14 protein-coding genes and 1 tRNA gene are annotated in these 16,241 nt (G+C 67.7%); 9 read left to right on the top strand and 6 right to left on the bottom strand.

All coding sequences use genetic code 11. The annotated features are described in order from the left end of the window. Positions 1 to 101: 101 nt before the first annotated feature. The 4 genes from BKK81_RS15325 to dnaG all read left to right on the top strand — a co-directional run bounded on the left by BKK81_RS15325 (position 102) and on the right by dnaG (position 4,421). Positions 102 to 1,379: an NAD(P)/FAD-dependent oxidoreductase gene (locus tag BKK81_RS15325; protein ID WP_071014580.1), complete on the top strand. Its 1,278-nt coding sequence runs from the start codon at positions 102 to 104 to the stop codon at positions 1,377 to 1,379. A gap of 164 nt (positions 1,380 to 1,543) precedes the next feature. Next, complete coding sequence (gene rpsU, locus BKK81_RS15320; protein WP_006576196.1) at positions 1,544 to 1,756, top strand: 30S ribosomal protein S21; 213 nt, start codon at positions 1,544 to 1,546, stop codon at positions 1,754 to 1,756. 132 nt (positions 1,757 to 1,888) lie between these two features. Next, positions 1,889 to 2,338, top strand: coding sequence for a GatB/YqeY domain-containing protein (locus BKK81_RS15315; protein WP_071014577.1), 450 nt, complete (start codon positions 1,889 to 1,891; stop codon positions 2,336 to 2,338). 268 nt (positions 2,339 to 2,606) lie between these two features. Next, on the top strand, positions 2,607 to 4,421 hold the full coding sequence (gene dnaG / locus BKK81_RS15310; RefSeq protein WP_071014575.1) for a DNA primase: 1,815 nt from the start codon (positions 2,607 to 2,609) through the stop codon (positions 4,419 to 4,421). A gap of 82 nt (positions 4,422 to 4,503) precedes the next feature. Here dnaG and BKK81_RS34350 read toward each other — a convergent pair whose 3' ends face one another. Further along, complete coding sequence (locus BKK81_RS34350) at positions 4,504 to 4,902, bottom strand: hypothetical protein (protein ID WP_071070208.1); 399 nt, start codon at positions 4,900 to 4,902, stop codon at positions 4,504 to 4,506. Between the two features lie 28 nt (positions 4,903 to 4,930). On the opposite strand from BKK81_RS34350, the gene rpoD reads away from it, so the two are divergent. Beyond that, positions 4,931 to 7,165 (top strand): RNA polymerase sigma factor RpoD, encoded by a 2,235-nt coding sequence (gene rpoD / locus BKK81_RS15305; protein WP_071014572.1) that lies wholly within the window; start codon positions 4,931 to 4,933, stop codon positions 7,163 to 7,165. A 54-nt stretch (positions 7,166 to 7,219) separates the two neighbouring features. Beyond that, a tRNA-Ile gene (locus BKK81_RS15300) sits at positions 7,220 to 7,298 on the top strand. Between the two features lie 181 nt (positions 7,299 to 7,479). Here BKK81_RS15300 and BKK81_RS15295 read toward each other — a convergent pair. Further along, complete coding sequence (locus BKK81_RS15295) at positions 7,480 to 8,265, bottom strand: IclR family transcriptional regulator domain-containing protein (RefSeq protein ID WP_071014569.1); 786 nt, start codon at positions 8,263 to 8,265, stop codon at positions 7,480 to 7,482. A 193-nt stretch (positions 8,266 to 8,458) separates the two neighbouring features. Between BKK81_RS15295 and BKK81_RS15290 the strand changes: the two genes are divergently transcribed. Both BKK81_RS15290 and BKK81_RS15285 read left to right on the top strand, forming a co-directional pair. Further along, positions 8,459 to 10,084: an acyl CoA:acetate/3-ketoacid CoA transferase gene (locus tag BKK81_RS15290; RefSeq protein WP_071014566.1), complete on the top strand. Its 1,626-nt coding sequence runs from the start codon at positions 8,459 to 8,461 to the stop codon at positions 10,082 to 10,084. A 128-nt stretch (positions 10,085 to 10,212) separates the two neighbouring features. After that, complete coding sequence (locus BKK81_RS15285) at positions 10,213 to 11,211, top strand: Bug family tripartite tricarboxylate transporter substrate binding protein (RefSeq protein ID WP_071014563.1); 999 nt, start codon at positions 10,213 to 10,215, stop codon at positions 11,209 to 11,211. 103 nt (positions 11,212 to 11,314) lie between these two features. On the opposite strand, the gene BKK81_RS15280 is transcribed toward BKK81_RS15285, so the two are convergent. Then, entirely contained in the window at positions 11,315 to 11,500 is a 186-nt protein-coding gene (locus BKK81_RS15280) for a hypothetical protein (RefSeq protein WP_071014562.1), read from the bottom strand. A 352-nt stretch (positions 11,501 to 11,852) separates the two neighbouring features. On the opposite strand from BKK81_RS15280, the gene BKK81_RS15275 reads away from it, so the two are divergent. Beyond that, a complete protein-coding gene (locus BKK81_RS15275; RefSeq protein ID WP_071014559.1) occupies positions 11,853 to 13,361 on the top strand; it encodes a DEAD/DEAH box helicase in 1,509 nt (502 codons plus the stop codon). Between the two features lie 161 nt (positions 13,362 to 13,522). Here BKK81_RS15275 and BKK81_RS15270 read toward each other — a convergent pair whose 3' ends face one another. From BKK81_RS15270 to BKK81_RS15260, 3 genes are all read right to left on the bottom strand, one after another. Next, on the bottom strand, positions 13,523 to 13,849 hold the full coding sequence (locus BKK81_RS15270) for a type 1 fimbrial protein (RefSeq protein WP_071014557.1): 327 nt from the start codon (positions 13,847 to 13,849) through the stop codon (positions 13,523 to 13,525). 488 nt (positions 13,850 to 14,337) lie between these two features. Continuing rightward, positions 14,338 to 15,252: a tRNA glutamyl-Q(34) synthetase GluQRS gene (gene gluQRS / locus BKK81_RS15265; RefSeq protein WP_071014555.1), complete on the bottom strand. Its 915-nt coding sequence runs from the start codon at positions 15,250 to 15,252 to the stop codon at positions 14,338 to 14,340. A 2-nt stretch (positions 15,253 to 15,254) separates the two neighbouring features. Continuing rightward, positions 15,255 to 16,187 (bottom strand): LysR family transcriptional regulator, encoded by a 933-nt coding sequence (locus tag BKK81_RS15260; protein ID WP_071014553.1) that lies wholly within the window; start codon positions 16,185 to 16,187, stop codon positions 15,255 to 15,257. Positions 16,188 to 16,241 lie beyond the last annotated feature (54 nt).

Below are 16,241 nucleotides of genomic sequence, written 5' to 3'. Positions count from 1 at the left end.
GGCGCGGGCGCACCCGGGCCTGGCGAGGCCGCAGGGTAGCATACCGGCGCCAGCCGCGCTTTTCGCTACAATCTGCCCCTTCTTTGCAATCTGGGGAACCGATGGACGCAGCAGGTGCCGCATCGGCGGGGACGGCGCGCGGTGCGCGCCCCGCGGGACGCTTCGACGTGGCCGTGCTGGGTGCGGGCGCGGCAGGCATGATGTGCGCGGCCGTGGCCGGGCAGGGTGGCGCGCGCGTGGTCCTGATCGACCACGCCACGCGGCTGGCGGAGAAGATCCGCATCTCGGGCGGGGGGCGCTGCAATTTCACCAACCTGCAGGCTGGGCCGGCCAATTATCTGTCGTCCAATCCGCACTTCTGCCGCTCCGCACTGGCCCGCTACACCCCGCAGGATTTCCTTGCGCTGATGCGCCGCCACGGCATTGCATGGCACGAGAAGCATCGCGGCCAGCTGTTCTGCAACGACAGCGCGGAAGACGTGATCGCCATGCTGCGCGCCGAGTGCGACGCCGCCGGGGTGCGCTGGCAGACCGGCTGCGCGGTGGAGGAGGTGCGCCGCGAAGGCGACGATTTCCTGCTGCTGACCGCGCACGGCACGCTGCGCGCCGGCGCGCTGGTGGTGGCTACCGGTGGCCTTTCGATCCCCAAGATCGGCGCGACCGACCTGGGCTACCGCATCGCGCGCCAGTTCGGCCTCGGCGTGGTCGAGACCCGGCCGGGGCTGGTGCCGCTGACCTTCGACGGCCAGGCCTGGCAGCCGTTCGCGCCGCTGGCCGGCGTGGCCCGGGAGGTCGATATCCGAACCGGTGCCGGCAAGGCGGCGGGCAGCTTCCGCGAGGACCTGTTATGGACCCATCGCGGCCTGTCCGGCCCCGCGGTGCTGCAGATCTCCAGCTTCTGGCGCCCGGGCGCGCCGATCACCATCGATATGTTCGACGGCGAGGATGCCGCCGCCTGGCTGCTCGAGCAGAAAGGGGGCAGCCGCAAGCAGCTGGCCAACCTGCTGGCCGAGCGCTTGCCGGCGCGGCTGGCCGAAGCCTGGTGCGCCGCTGCCGGCCTGCAGGGTCACCAGCCGGTACGCGATATGACGGACAAGGCATTGCGCAAGCTGGGCGAGGCGCTCAACCACTGGCAGCTCGTGCCCTCCGGCACCGAGGGCTACCGCAAGGCGGAAGTGACGCTGGGCGGCGTCGATACCCGCGACCTGTCGTCAACGACGATGATGGCGCGCGAGGTGGCCAACCTCTATTTCGTCGGCGAGGTGGTCGACGTGACGGGCTGGCTGGGCGGCTACAACTTCCAGTGGGCCTGGGCTTCGGCGGTGGCCGCCGGGCGGGCGCTGGCCGAGGCGGCGCAGCACTCGCGCGGGGCCGCGTAGCCGCTCTGGCGATGCGGTTCGGGGGAGTTTTTTTCTAAGGGTTTTCCCTCGATTTGGCCGGCCCGAAATTGCTTGCGCATGGCTCGGAGCCCGATGCTAAACTTACGATCTTCGTAAAACCGCTAGCCGCGCGAGTTAGCAAACTTCCATCCCCCACTGGCCAAATGACCACCATCCGCCTCAAAGAAAATGAGCCGTTTGAAGTCGCGATGCGTCGCTTCAAGCGCACCATCGAAAAGAATGGTTTGATTACTGAATTACGGGCACGCGAGTTTTACGAAAAGCCGACGGCCGAGCGCAAGCGCAAGAAGGCCGCCGCCGTGAAGCGCCACTACAAGCGCATCCGCAGCCAGATGCTGCCGAAGAAGCTGTACTGATCGCACCTCCTGCGTCAGCATCGAAACCCGCTGCGGGCTCGGCTCCGGCGGGTTTTTGCGTTGTGGCGGTCCGTCCGAAGGCCTGACCGCCGCCCCCCTTCCTTTCCACGCCCTTCACTACGGAATATTGTCATGTCCCTCAAAGCCCGCATCAGTGATGACATGAAGGCCGCCATGCGCGCCCGCGAATCGGAGCGTCTCGGCACCATCCGCCTGCTGCTGGCGGCGATCAAGCAGCGCGAGGTCGACGAGCGCATCGAACTGGACGATAGCGCCGTGCTGGCGGTGGTGGAGAAGCTGATCAAGCAGCGCAAGGATGCCATCACGCAGTTCCAGCAGGCGGGACGCGACGATCTGGTGGCCAAGGAGTCCGCCGAGGTCGAGGTGCTGCAGGCCTATATGCCGGCCGCGCTGTCGGAGGCCGAGGTGGCCGCCGAAGTGCAGCGCGCCGTGGCCGAGAGCGGTGCCACCGGTCCGCAGGACATGGGCAAGGTCATGGGGCTGGTCAAGGCGCGCCTGGCCGGCCGTGCCGACATGACGGCGGTGTCCGCGCTGGTCAAGGCCGCGCTGGCGCCGAAGTAAGCCTTGGCCGGGCGGCGGCGTGCCGCACCCCCGCAGCGCATGTTGCGGGGGTTGTCGCGTTCGCGCCACAGCCGCCTGGTTTGGCCGCAGATCCCGGGGAGATGCGGCATAGAAGTGCGCAATTGTCTGCATTCCCCGGCGGGCGGCTAGCCCTGCACTACAATATATCGATGACAAGCGGAACGCCCTGTCCCGCTTGTGCGTATGCCACACCACAGAACGGGCCGCCGCGCCGGCGGCGGTCCCGCTCCTCAGGACGACGAACCGGGTGATTCCCCAATCCTTCATCCAAGACCTGCTCAACCGTGTCGATATCGTCGACGTGGTGGGAAAGTATGTGCAGTTGAAGAAGGGTGGCGCGAATTTCATGGGGCTATGCCCCTTCCACAACGAGAAATCGCCCTCCTTCACGGTTTCGCCGACCAAGCAGTTCTACCATTGCTTCGGCTGTGGTGCGCACGGTTCGGCCATCGGTTTCCTGATGGAGTATTCGGGGCAGTCCTACCCGGATGCCGTGCGTGAGCTGGCCCAGTCGGTCGGCATGACGGTGCCGGAAGAGCGCGATCGCCTGCCGCCCGCGCAACGAGCCGAGCAGCAGGCCCGCTCGCTGGCCTTGACCGAGGCCATGACGCGTGCCACCGAGTTCTACCGCCGCCAGCTGCGCGGCGCCCAGCAGGCTATCCAGTACCTGAAGGGGCGCGGCCTGACCGGCGAGATCGCGGCCCAGTTCGGCCTGGGTTATGCCCCCGACGACTGGCAGGGCCTGGAAGCCGTATTCGGCAGCTATCGCGATGACGCGCTGGCCGGGCCCCTGGTCGAGGCGGGCCTGCTGATCGAAAACGCCGAGCGGCGCGATGCCGACGGCAAGCCGCGCCGCTACGACCGTTTCCGCGACCGCATCATGTTCCCCATCCGCAACACCAAGGGGCAGGTGATCGGCTTCGGCGGGCGCGTGCTGGGGCAGGGCGAGCCCAAATACCTGAATTCGCCGGAAACGCCCCTGTTCAGCAAGGGGACCGAGCTGTATGGCTTGTTCGAGGCACGCCATGCGATCCGGGAAACCGGCTACGTTCTGGTGGTCGAAGGCTATATGGACGTGGTGGCCCTGGCCCAGCTGGGCTTCGCCAATGCCGTGGCCACGCTCGGCACGGCGTGCACGGCCGTGCACGTGCAGAAGCTGCTGCGGCAGACCGATGCGGTGGTGTTCTCCTTCGACGGCGATAGCGCGGGGCGCCGCGCGGCCAGGCGTGCGCTGGAGGCCTGCCTGCCGCACGTGGCGGACAACAAGACCATCCGCTTCCTCTTCCTGCCGTCCGAGCATGACCCGGACAGCTATGTGCGCGAGGAGGGGACCGAGGCCTTTGCGGCGCAGGTGCGCGATGCGATGCCGCTGTCGCGTTTCCTGCTGCAGGTAGTGACCGAGGAACAGGACTTGCGCCAGCCCGAGGGGCGCGCCCGGGCCCAGTACGAAGCCAGGCCGCTGCTGCAGGCCATGCCGGCCGGCGGCCTGCGGCTGCAGATCGTGCGTGAGCTGGCCGAGGCCACCGGCACCACGCCGGCGGAGATCGAAGCGGTGTGCGGCCTGCGCAGCGATCCGGCACGCGCTGGCCGCTTCGCCCAGCCGCGGCCGCGCGCCAAGCGCCAGGCTCCGACCGGGCTGGAACAGCGGCTGCTGCAATTGCTGATGGGCTACCCGCACTTCGCCGCGCGCCTGGACGAGGACAGCCGCGCCCTGTTGCTGGATGCCGAGCAGCCGCAGGCGGAGGTGCTGGCCCACCTGCTGGAAGCTTGCGGCGAGGTGCAGGGAGAAGTGAATTTTGCGGCATTCAGCGAGCAGCTGGCGCAGTCGCCGTATGCGGAGATCTACGCCAATGTGCGCACGGCGGTGCTGCGCGAAGAGATTGAAGAGGAACCTGCCGGGCTGGAATTCGATGCCGCAGTGACCAAGCTGCTCGCCGAGCCGCTGCGGCGGGAACTGGATGGTCTGGAGACCGCGGTGACCAATGGTGTCGCCGACGAAGCCGCCAAGGCGCGCATGCGCTGGCTGGTGGGCGAGATCAACCGGCGTCGCCGGCTGGGATGAGCGGCGCCTCGGCAGGAGGTGGGTAGTCAGGCGTGGCAGGGCTGCGAGCGGGGCCGTGCAATTGCTCTTAAGCCTTGATTTTTCAGGTGAATGCCTCACCTGACAGGAGGCCGGCAAGTAGCGACGTGCTACAATAGCCGGTTTGGATTGCGAGATCTTTCTTCCCAGTTCTGGTGAAAGTGAGCGTGCCAATGGCAAAGGCCAAAGCAACCGAAAAGGTTTCCACCAAGGCTCCCCAATCCGGGAGCGGCAAGGCGTCCACGAAGACGACGGCGGTACGATCAACCGCGCCGGTCGGGACGCAAGCCAGGCCTTTGCCAGCGAAGTCAGCGCGCGATGCCGAGGCGGCCGGGACGGCCGCGGCATCGGTCGCGACCACTGCAGCCGGAGCCCGCGCATCCAAGAAGAAGACACAGCCCTCGACTTCGGCACGCGAGAGCGGTGAAAACGCCGAGAGCGGCGTCCATGCAAGCGCAAACACGGGCGGCAGCCATGCCGCGCCTGTACCTGTGAGAGGCAAGAGTATCACCGTGGCGAAACAGCAGAATCCCGAAGTCGAGACCAAGCGTACGGCGGCCGCCGCAACCAAGGCCACGCAGGCCAAGGTGGGTGCCGCTTCCACCGCCCCCGCTGCATCCGAGCGCCCCGCCGCTGCGGAACCCAAGAAGCGCGGCCGCAAGCCCAAGGCCGAGATGCAGCACGACGACAGCACCACAGACGACGTGAGCGAAGAGTTTTACGAAGACGAGATGCGCGCAGCGGCTCCTGCCGCGGCGCCGAAGACCGAAAAGCAGAAGGCCAAGGACCGCAAGGCCAAGGAAAAGGCGCTGCTGAAGGAATTCGCCTCGACCCAGCAAGGCACGGAGGAAGAGCTCGAGGCGCGCCGCCAGAAGCTCAAGGCTCTGATCAAGCTGGGCAAGTCGCGCGGCTACCTGACCTATGCGGAGATCAACGATCACCTGCCGGACGACATGGTCGATTCGGAAACGATCGACACGCTGGTCGCCACGCTGAATGACATCGGCATCGCCGTCTACGAACAGGCTCCGGACGCCGAGACGCTGCTGCTCAACGACAACGCGCCGTCGGCCACCAGCGAGGAAGAGGCCGAGGAAGAAGCCGAGGCCGCGCTGTCCACCGTCGATTCCGAGTTCGGCCGCACCACCGACCCCGTGCGCATGTACATGCGCGAGATGGGCACGGTCGAGCTGCTGACGCGCGAGGGCGAGATCGAGATCGCCAAACGCATCGAGGCCGGCCTGAAAGACATGGTGATGGCCATCTCCGCCTGCCCGGTCACGATCTCCGAGATCCTGGCCCAGGCCGAGCGCGTCGCCAACGACGAGATCAAGATCGACGAGTTCGTCGACGGCCTGATCGATCCGAACGCCGATGCCGTCGCCGAGGCTGCCGCCCAGGGCGGTACTGCCGCCGACGAAGAGGAGCTCGAAGAGGAAGAGGCCGAAGAGGACGAGGAAGAGGACGAAGACGACGACGCCGGCGGCGCCGGCGCGTCCGCGCGCCAGCTGGAAGAGCTCAAGCTGGCCGCGATGGAGAAGTTCCGCGTCATCGCCGAGCAGTTCGACAAGATGCGCCGCGCCTTCGAGAAGGAGGGCTACAAGTCCAAGCCCTATGTGAAGGCGCAGGAGGCCATCCAGGCCGAGCTGATGGGCATCCGCTTCACCGCGCGCAACGTCGAGCGCCTGTGCGACACGCTGCGCGGCCAGGTGGACGAAGTGCGCAAGCTCGAGCGCGCGATCCTGAACATCGTGGTCGACAAGTGCGGCATGCCGCGCGCGGATTTCGTCGCCCGCTTCCCGGGCAACGAGACCAACCTCGAGTGGATCGGCGGCGTGATCGCCGACGGCAAGGCCTACAGCGGCATCGTCGAGCGCAATGTGCCGGCCGTGCACGAACTGCAGCAGAAGCTGATCGACCTGCAGGCCCGCGTGGTCCTGCCGCTGAAGGAACTGAAGGACGTCAACCGCAAGATGTCCGAAGGCGAGAAGCGCGCGCGCGAAGCCAAGCGCGAGATGACCGAGGCCAACCTGCGCCTGGTGATCTCCATCGCCAAAAAGTACACCAACCGCGGCTTGCAGTTCCTCGACCTGATCCAGGAAGGCAATATCGGCCTGATGAAGGCGGTGGACAAGTTCGAATATCGCCGCGGCTACAAGTTCTCGACCTACGCCACGTGGTGGATCCGCCAGGCCATCACGCGCTCGATCGCCGACCAGGCGCGCACCATCCGCATCCCGGTGCACATGATCGAGACCATCAACAAGATGAACCGCATCTCGCGCCAGATCCTGCAGGAGACCGGCAACGAGCCGGATCCGGCGACGCTGGCCGAGAAGATGGAGATGCCCGAGGACAAGATCCGCAAGATCATGAAGATCGCCAAGGAGCCGATCTCCATGGAAACGCCGATCGGTGACGACGACGACTCCCATCTGGGCGACTTCATCGAGGACACCAACACGCTGGCGCCGGCCGAAGCCGCGCTGCACGGTTCGATGCGCGACGTGGTCAAGGACGTGCTGGATTCGCTGACGCCGCGCGAAGCCAAGGTGCTGCGCATGCGCTTCGGCATCGAGATGAGCACCGACCATACGCTGGAAGAGGTCGGCAAGCAGTTCGACGTGACGCGCGAACGGATCCGCCAGATCGAGGCCAAGGCGCTGCGCAAGCTGCGCCATCCGAGCCGCTCCGACAAGCTGAAGAGCTTCCTGGAAGGCAACTGATCCTGAGATAATGCAGGGACGGACCCGGCCCCGGCCGGGTCCGTCGCGTTTTCCGGGCCTCTAGCTCATGCTTGGTTAGAGCAGCGGACTCATAATCCGTTGGTGCCGTGTTCGACTCACGGGAGGCCCACCATTGCCGAGGGGCCCGCAGCGATGCTGCGGGCCCCTTTCTCTTTGCGGCTTGCGATGCAGGCGGAGCGGACCGGTGCGATGCCCGGCTCAGCCGCTTGCCCTGGCCGGTGCTGCTGCCGCCTCGGCCGTCTCCGGCCCCGCTCGCTTCGTCGCCCGCCAGACGACTGCGCCCGTCCGCCGGCTCAACGGCTGCGCAGGATCGCTTCGATCTGCGCGGCGGCGCGCTGCAGCGGCGGCAGGAACTCCGCTTCCAGCACGGCCGGCGCGCGGCTGCCCAGTACCATGCTGAGGCCGAGCGCCGCCACCACTTTGCCGGTCTGGTCGCGCAGCGGCACCGAGATGCCCGCGTAGCCGTCCACCAGTTCGCTGACCAGCACGCAGAAGCCCTGGTGTTCCACCTCGGCCAGCAGGCGCGTCAGCGCCTGCCGGGAATGGACCGTGAACGGTGTCAGCTTGCGCAAGGTGGTCGCGGCGAGATAGTGCTCGCGTGCCAGCGGGTCCAGGCCGGCCAGCAGCACGCGCCCGAGCGAATGGGCATAGGCCGGCATGCGGCGGCCGATCGCCATGTCCACGCGCAGCAGTTGATGGGGTTCCTCGCGTGCGACCAGCACCACCGCATCGCCATCCAGGACACCCAGCGAGCAGCTTTCGCCGGCGTCGGCGCACAGGGCCTGCAGGTAGGGGCGGGCCAGTTGCGGCAGCGTCATCGAGGCGAAGTAGGCATAGCCGAGCTCCATGACGCGCGGCGTCAGGGCGAAGAAGCGCCCGTCCTGCTCCAGGTAGCCGTTGTGCTGCAGCGTCAGCAGCAGGCGGCGCGCTGCGGCGCGCGTGACCTCCAGGCGTTCCGCCACGTCCTGCATGGTCAGGCGCCCGACTCCCGTTGCGAACAGGCGCAGCAGCGCCAGCCCTTTGCTGAGCGAGTCGAGCAGTTCTTCCTTGTCCTTTCTGGCAGCGTCGGTTTCCGGCATTGCGGGCGGGTGGGGTCGTGAAACGCTGGATTCTAGTGCGCCGGGCAGGGCTTGCGCGACCGGCGATCCTGTCCGTATCATAGTGTTTAGCGAACAAATGTTCGCAGAATAATATGTCCGGGCCATCGGCCCGGCACCAGCCGGGGCTGATCAAGCGGCCGCGGCGAAGAGCAGGACAAAACGGAGACAAGCGATGCAGGTGGTGAGCGCGCAGCAAGCGGCTGCGCTGGTGCAATCCGGCTGGACCGTGGCCAGTGCCGGTTTTGTCGGCGCGGGGCATGCGGAGACGGTGACCGAAGCGCTCGAACGGCGCTTCCTGCAGAGCGGACTGCCGCGCGACCTGACCCTGGTCTACTCGGCCGGGCAGGGCGACCGCGGTGCACGCGGCGTCAACCACTTCGGCAATGCCGGCATGACCACCCGCATCGTCGGCGGGCACTGGCGCTCGGCGACGCGCCTGGCGGCGCTGGCGCTGGCAGGGGAGTGCGAGGCCTTCAACCTGCCGCAGGGCGTGATCACTCATCTGTACCGCGCCATCGCCGGTGGCAAGCCGGGCGTGATCAGCAAGATCGGCCTGCACACCTTCGTCGACCCGCGTAGCGCGCAGGATGCGCGCTACCACGGCGGCGCCCTCAATGCGCGCGCCAGCGAGGCCGCGGCGGCCGGACGCGCCTGGGTGGACGCCATCGCCCTGCGCGGCGAGGAATACCTGTTCTACCCGAGCTTCCCGATCCACTGCGCGCTGATCCGCTGCACCAGCGCCGACCCGCGCGGCAACCTGAGCACGCATCGCGAAGCCTTCCATCACGAGTTGCTTGCGATCGCCCAGGCGGCCCACAACTCGGGCGGCATCGTCATTGCCCAGGTAGAGTCGCTGGTCGAGCGCCACGACAACCTGCAGGCCATCCACGTGCCGGGCATCCTGGTCGACTACGTGGTGGTCAGCGAAGATCCGGCCCATCACCAGATGACCTTCGCCGAGACCTTCAACCCGGCCTATGTCACGTCCTGGCGCGGCGCGGACGGTTCCGCCGCGCCTGCCGCGGCCGAAGCGCCGGCGACGGTGCTGGATGCCCGCACCATCGTGCAGCGCCGCGCGGTGCTGGAGCTGGCCGAGCGCCGCCCGCGCGTGGTCAACCTCGGCGTCGGCATGCCCGCCGCGGTGGGCATGCTGGCCGAGCAGGCCGGCGTGGCAGGGTTCACGCTTACGGTGGAGGCCGGGCCGATCGGCGGCACGCCGGCCGACGGCCTCAGCTTCGGCGCCTCGGCCTATCCGGAGGCGGTGGTCGACCAGCCGGCGCAGTTCGATTTCTACGAGGGTGGCGGCATCGACCTCGCGATCCTCGGGCTGGCCGAGCTGGATGGCGACGGCAACGTCAACGTGAGCCGCTTCGGCAGTGGCGAGCAGGCCCTGATCGCGGGCGTTGGCGGTTTCATCAACATCACGCAAAGCGCGCGTGCCGTGGTCTTCATGGGCACGCTGACCGCGGGCGGGCTGGAGGTGGCGGTCGAGGATGGCGCACTGCGCATCGTGCGCGAAGGGCGCATCCGCAAGATCGTGCCCGCCGTGTCGCACCTGAGCTTCAACGGCCCTTATGTGGCCGGCAACGGCGTGCCGGTACGCTACCTGACCGAGCGCGCGGTGTTCGAGATGCGCGCGGACGAGCGTGGCACCCAGCGCCTGATGCTGGTGGAGATCGCCCCCGGCCTGGATCCCCGCCGCGACGTGCTCGCGCTGTGCGATGCCGAGGTCGCGCTCGCGCCGGACCTGCGCCTGATGGATGCCCGGCTGTTCCAGCCCGGCCCGCTGTCGCTCTGACCATCCTGAGGCGGCGGCCGGCCGGCGCTGTTCCCGCCCGCCGTGCTGTCCCGCCGTCTCGCTGTCCCGTTGTTCCGCTGTCCAACCTTTTCTTGACGATCCCTGAAGACGCAGTTCCGCCAGACATCATGCAGAAGACCAACCGACGTCAATTCGTGCGCCGTCTCGGCGCTGCCGCCCTGGGGGCGATGCTGCCGCTGGGCGCCGCCCCGGTGCTGGCCCAGTCCTATCCCGCCAAGCCCATCCGCCTGGTGGTGCCGTTCCCGCCGGGCGGGCCGACCGATACCGCCGCGCGCATCATCGGGCAGAAGCTCAGCGAAACGATGGGGCAGCCGGTGGTGGTGGACAACCGTCCTGGTGCCTCCGGCACCATCGGCGCCGAGGCCGTGGCCAAGAGCGCACCGGACGGCTACACGCTGCTGATGCTGGCCACGCCCACCCTGCTGGCGCCGCACCTGATTCCGCGCAAGGGCTATGACCTGTTCAAGGATTTCACGCCGGTCGGGGCTGCCTATGACCTGCCCATCGTCATGGTGGTGAATCCCCAGGCGCTGCCCGACGTGCACAGCCTGCAGGACTACATGGCGCGCGCGAAGGCCAAGCCCGGCGCGATGAACTACACCAGCGCCGGCAATGGCAGCTTTGGCCACCTGTCGACCGAACTGCTGAAGAGCCTGGGCCACTTCGACGTGCAGCACGTGCCATACAAGGGCAGCGCGCCGGCCATCTCGGACCTGCTGGCCGGGCAGGTGCCGATGATGTTCTCCGACATGATTGCCGCGCTGCCGCATATCAAGGCCGGTAAGCTGCGCCCGATCGCAGTGGGTTCGGCCCGCCGCGTGAGTTTCACGCCTGACGTGAAGACGGTGGCAGAGCAGGGCTTTCCCGGCTTCGATGCGACGGCCTGGGGCGGCCTGCTGGCACCGGCCGGCACCTCCAAGGAGATCGTCGGCCGCCTGTCGGCCGAGTTGAAGGCGACCCTGGCCGACCCGACGGTGCAGGACAAGATGCTGAAGGCCGGCACGGTCGCGTCCTACCAGGTGCCGGAGCAGATGTCGGCGCGCATGCGCGCCGACGACCGCAAATGGGGCAAGGTGATTCAGGACAACGGGATCCGCGGCGACTGAGCCCGCTCGGACCGAATGGTGCCGGTCGGAAGGATTGTTTGCGTGAATGAGGCGGCCGCGGCACGCTTCGCCGCGCCTGCCGCCGGGGGCGGTGGCAGAGGCCTCAGGCCTTGCCGGCGACCGGTGCCGATTCCGGCGCCGGCTGATGGCCAGGCCGGTGGCCGGCCAGTGCCTGGCCGTCGCCGGCGTGCGCCGGCGCGGACATTGCTGCCTCCGGGGCGCAGCCGAGGCCGAGGAAGACGCCCGAAATGAGCAGAAAGCGGTGCAGGGCGATGCGAGAGAGTTCCATCAGGTACTTCGGTATCGGTAGCGTGGCGTGGATTCGGTTCGAGTCGGATGGGCGCTGCCGGGCCGCTTCGGTGCCCGAGGTCCGGCTTGCAGCGCCGCAGCGGCGATGATGGTGGTCAAACGTGACATGTGCGTGACATTTTCGCTGCTGTCACGAACGCCTGTTGCCGCGTCGTGCTGTTCATCGATGCGGCTCTGATGCTAAAATCTAAGTCTTTGATTCTCATGGGCTATTGATTTTGCCGGCACGCCCCGGCGGGCCTGCGGCGTTGCCGCGGTGCCGATCAGCCAGCCCGCTTCGAGACGCGTGTCCGCTGGCGCCGGGTCCGCTCCTGCCGCCAGACACCGAAATCATGACCACGACCAGCCAAGCAGACACTGCAGCCAACGCAGACCAGAACGCCAACGCCATTACCTTCGACAGCTTCGGCTTGGATGCGCGCATCCTGCGTGCGCTGACCGAGCAGGGCTACACCAAGCCCACGCCGATCCAGGCGCAGGCGATTCCGGTGGTGCTGCTGGGCAAGGACGTGATGGGCGCGGCCCAGACCGGTACCGGCAAGACCGCCGGTTTCGCGCTGCCCATCATCCAGCGCCTGCTGCCGCTGGCCAATGGCAGCGCCTCGCCGGCGCGCCATCCGGTGCGCGCGCTGATGCTGACACCAACGCGCGAGCTGGCCGACCAGGTCTACGACAACGTCGCGCGCTACGCCAAGCACACCGACCTGCGCAGCACGGTGGTGTTCGGCGGCGTCGACATGAATCCGCAGACCGATGCGCTGCGCCGTGGCGTGGAAATCCTGGTGGCGACGCCGGGTCGCCTGCTCGACCACGTGCAGCAGAAATCGGTCAACCTGTCGCAGGTGCAGATGCTGGTGCTGGACGAAGCCGACCGCATGCTGGACATGGGCTTCCTGCCCGACCTGCAGCGCATCATCAACCTGCTGCCGGCCCAGCGCCAGACGCTGCTGTTCTCCGCCACCTTCTCGCCCGAGATCAAGCGCCTTGCCTCGAGCTACCTGACCCAGCCGGTCACCATCGAGGTGGCGCGCAGCAACTCGGCCAACGAAAACGTGCGGCAGACCGTCTACCAGGTCGAGGATGGCCAGAAGCAGGCCGCCGTGGTGCACCTGCTCAAGCAGCGTGCGGCCCAGGGCCTGTCGCGCCAGTGCATCGTCTTCGTCAACAGCAAGATCGGCTGCTCGCGCCTGGCGCGCCACCTGGAGCGCGAGGGCATCAACGCCGCCGCCATCCACGGTGACAAGACCCAGACCGAGCGCATGCAGACGCTCGAAGGCTTCAAGAACGGCACCATCGACGCGCTGGTCGCCACCGATGTGGCTGCGCGCGGGCTGGATATTCCCGACATGCCCTGCGTGATCAACTTCGACCTGCCGTTCAGCGCCGAGGATTACGTGCACCGGATCGGCCGCACGGGCCGTGCCGGTGCCAGCGGCGACGCGCTGTCGGTATTCCAGCCGGGCGACGAGCGCCTGCTCGTCGATATCGAGAAGCTGATCAAGCGCAGCATCCCGCGTGCCACGCTGGATGGCTTCGATCCCACGGGCGAGCGTGCGCGTGGCGAAGATGCCGAACGGCGCCGTGCCCGCTCGGAAGTCCGTCGCGCCCGCGGCGAGTCCGAGGAGCGCCCGCGCCGCAAGGATGGCAATGGCTCGGGGCAGCGCCCCGTCTTCCGTCCGTCGGACGACCCCTTCTTCTCGCGCCCCTACGAGCCCAGCGCCGGCAGTGCCGCCGCCACGCCGAAGCCGGAGGAGGCCGCCATCGCCGCGCTCGGGCGCGGCCGCACCGCGCCGAAGCGCCCGCTGGCCGCACTGCTCGGCGGCGTTCCGCGCAAGTCCTGAGCGCGCGCATCGGTGCCGCCGTCGATGGCTGCCGGCACCGGAATTGACGGCGCCTGCCCGATGCCGGCCGCGCGCCTTCCCGCGAAATCTTCCGTGAAATCTTCCGCGAAATCTTCCGTGAAATCTTTCGCGGAATCTTTCGCGCGCCTCGTTTTCCCTTCCTACTGATACGTCACGATCGCGATCCATCGCGCGCCCTGGCCGGCCTGCCGCGCGGGGAGTTCGATGGCGCCAGGAGCCTGCGCCAGCCGTACCGTCGGCTGCAGCGCGCGCCCGCTGGTATCGACCAGGGACAGGTCCGCGGCGACCGGACGCGGGCACTCGGGACGCAACCGGGCTCCGGCATCGTTACTGAAACGGAAGGAGCAGGGCGGCTCCACGATCATGCCGGAGAAGCGGATCACGCCACTTTGCGCAGCGCACAGCGAGGCGGCTCCCAGCATGGCGACGGTGAGGACAAGCCGGGCGGGCATCGGGCGGGAAGGCATGGGCATCTCCAGTGAACGTTGCGCGAATTGCTGTGGGACCGGTTCTGATTTCCGATTTTTCGATCTTGATCAGAACAATCCAGTAAACGGCAGATTGGATGCGAAACTTAGCGCGGGAATTCTCTTGGAAAAATCCCAAGGAATCCTGCGCACATTTGCTGGAAACCTAGTGTGGGTGTGCCATTCTTGGGAAATTTCCTAATTCATTGGAATGGACTGATGAGCGATCAGCCGCCACCTGGGATCGCTGCAAATAAATTAGGAATATTTCTGGGGAATATCTAGGCGTGTTTCCGATTGCTCGGGAATGTGCTGATTGCCGAGGTAGCCGAAGGCTGGGATCGGACGTGATATCCAATCCAAGGTGGGCGGGGGCCGGCGTCGCTTGACGCGCACCAATGCCGCACCGGGTGGCGCTGATCGGTGATGCGGTTCTCGCCCAGTGTCCGGATTCCGGTGGCTTCCGGCGCAGTCCGTCGTCCCGTCGCCTAGGCTGCGCCCGGCCGGGGCAGCCGAGCCAGCAGCCCGGCCCAGCTCTCGGTGGCGCGTGCGAGCCAGTCCGGGACGTCCGTGGCGTCATGGCGCAGGCCGAGGTGGGCGCCGGCGGCTCGCAGCGCCTCCAGCGGAGCGAGGTCGTCAACGGATTGTGCTCCGCTCTGCTTGCTCAGCTTCTCGCCGACGGCATTGACCACCACCGGCACGTGCAGGTAGGCCGGCTCCGGCAGGCCGAGCAGGCGCTGCAGATGGATCTGCCGCGGTGTGGAGTCGAGCAGGTCGGCGCCGCGCACGATATGGGTGATGCCTTGCAGTGCGTCATCGACCACCACCGCGAGCTGGTAGGCCCATAGCCCGTCGGCGCGGCGCAGCACGAAGTCGCCCAGTTCGGTGGCGAGGTTCTGGCACTGCCGCCCCTGCCAGCGATCGTCGAAGCAGATGGTGGCGGCGTCGCCGTCGGGCACCCGCACGCGCCAGGCGCGCGGCAGCTTGCCATTCAGTCCGTGCCGGCAGGTGCCGGGGTAGGCCAATGTCTGGTGGCGTTCGCGCACATGCACCAGCGAGTCGGCGATCTCCTTGCGCGAGCAGCCGCAGGGATAGACCTGGCCGGCCGCTTCCAGCCGCTGCAGCGCGCTCGCGTAGCAGTGCTCGCGCCGGCTCTGCCACAGCGGCGGCTCGTCCGGGTGCAGTCCCAGGGCGGCAAGGGTGCGCAGGATGCCGGTATCGGCGTCGCGCACGCAGCGTGGGTAATCGATGTCCTCGATGCGGACCAGCCAGGTGCCGCCATGCGCGCGTGCGTCCAGCCAGCTGGCCAGCGCGGTGACCAGCGAGCCCATGTGCAGCGGGCCGGTGGGCGATGGGGCAAAGCGGCCGCGATAGGGAGCCGCGCCGTCGGCGGGGGCAGGCATCGTCAGTCTTCCGTCACAGGCTGACCAGGCAGAAACTGCAGCAGCGCCTGCGCCAGGCGAGGGTCGTCGAGCTTGCGCGCCCACCACTGCAGCGCCTTGCCGCGCGTGCTGGTGCGCCAGGCGACCTTGAAGTTGCCGGTGCCGCGCACTTCCACCGTTTCCTTGACCTGCAGCACCCCGCTTTCGATGAAGGGCTGGGCCATCGGTGCCGGCAGCCAGCCGCAGCCGAGTCCGCGGATCTGCGCTTCCAGCTTGTCGCGCATGCTGGGCACCACCAGCACGTCCTGGCCGGCCAGCACGCCATAGGTGCGGGTCGGCAGGTTGCGCGAGGTGTCGCCCACCGCCACGCTGCGGTGCATGGCGATCTGGGTGGTGGTCAGCGGACCCGGTTCGGCCGCCAGGGGATGGTGGGCGGCCACGGCGAAGACGAAGGGCAGGTTGCCCAGCGGCCGCACCTGGAAGCCCTGGGCGCTGGGCGCATCGTAGGCGCCGCCGATGATCAGGTCGGCGCGGTTGCTGACCAGCGCATCCCAGGAACCGCCCAGTACCTCCTTGGAGAAGCGCAGCCGGGTGGCGGAGTTCTCGGCATAGAAGTCCTGGATCACCGGCAGCAGGGCGCGGAAGTTGATCAGGTCGTCTACCGCGATCGTCAGCGTGGCTTCCCAGCCGGTGGCGAGGCGCTTGACGCGCCGTTCCAGGTCGTCTGCCGCGTGCAGCAGGTGGCGGCCCTCGTCCAGCAGGGCGCGCCCGGCCGGCGTCAGCTCGGCGCGGTGGCGGCGGCGGTCGAACAGCAGGACATCGAGGTCCTCCTCCAGCTTGCGCACGACATAGGTGAGGGCGGAAGGCACTTTGCCCATCTCGTGCGCGGCGGCGGCGAAGCTGCCCTTGCGCTCGATGGCATCGAGCACCTCAAGGGATTCGAGGGAAAGAGGCATGTTCAGAAATTCTGAATGATTGCTACTAATGTGGTGCCGACGACTATACTCCAG

It is taken from the genome of Cupriavidus sp. USMAHM13 (genome assembly GCF_001854285.1).
GTDB classification, from domain to species: Bacteria; Pseudomonadota; Gammaproteobacteria; order Burkholderiales; family Burkholderiaceae; genus Cupriavidus; species Cupriavidus malaysiensis.
Note: the sequence above shows the minus strand (reverse complement) of the source record. Positions and strands in the feature narration are given on the sequence as shown.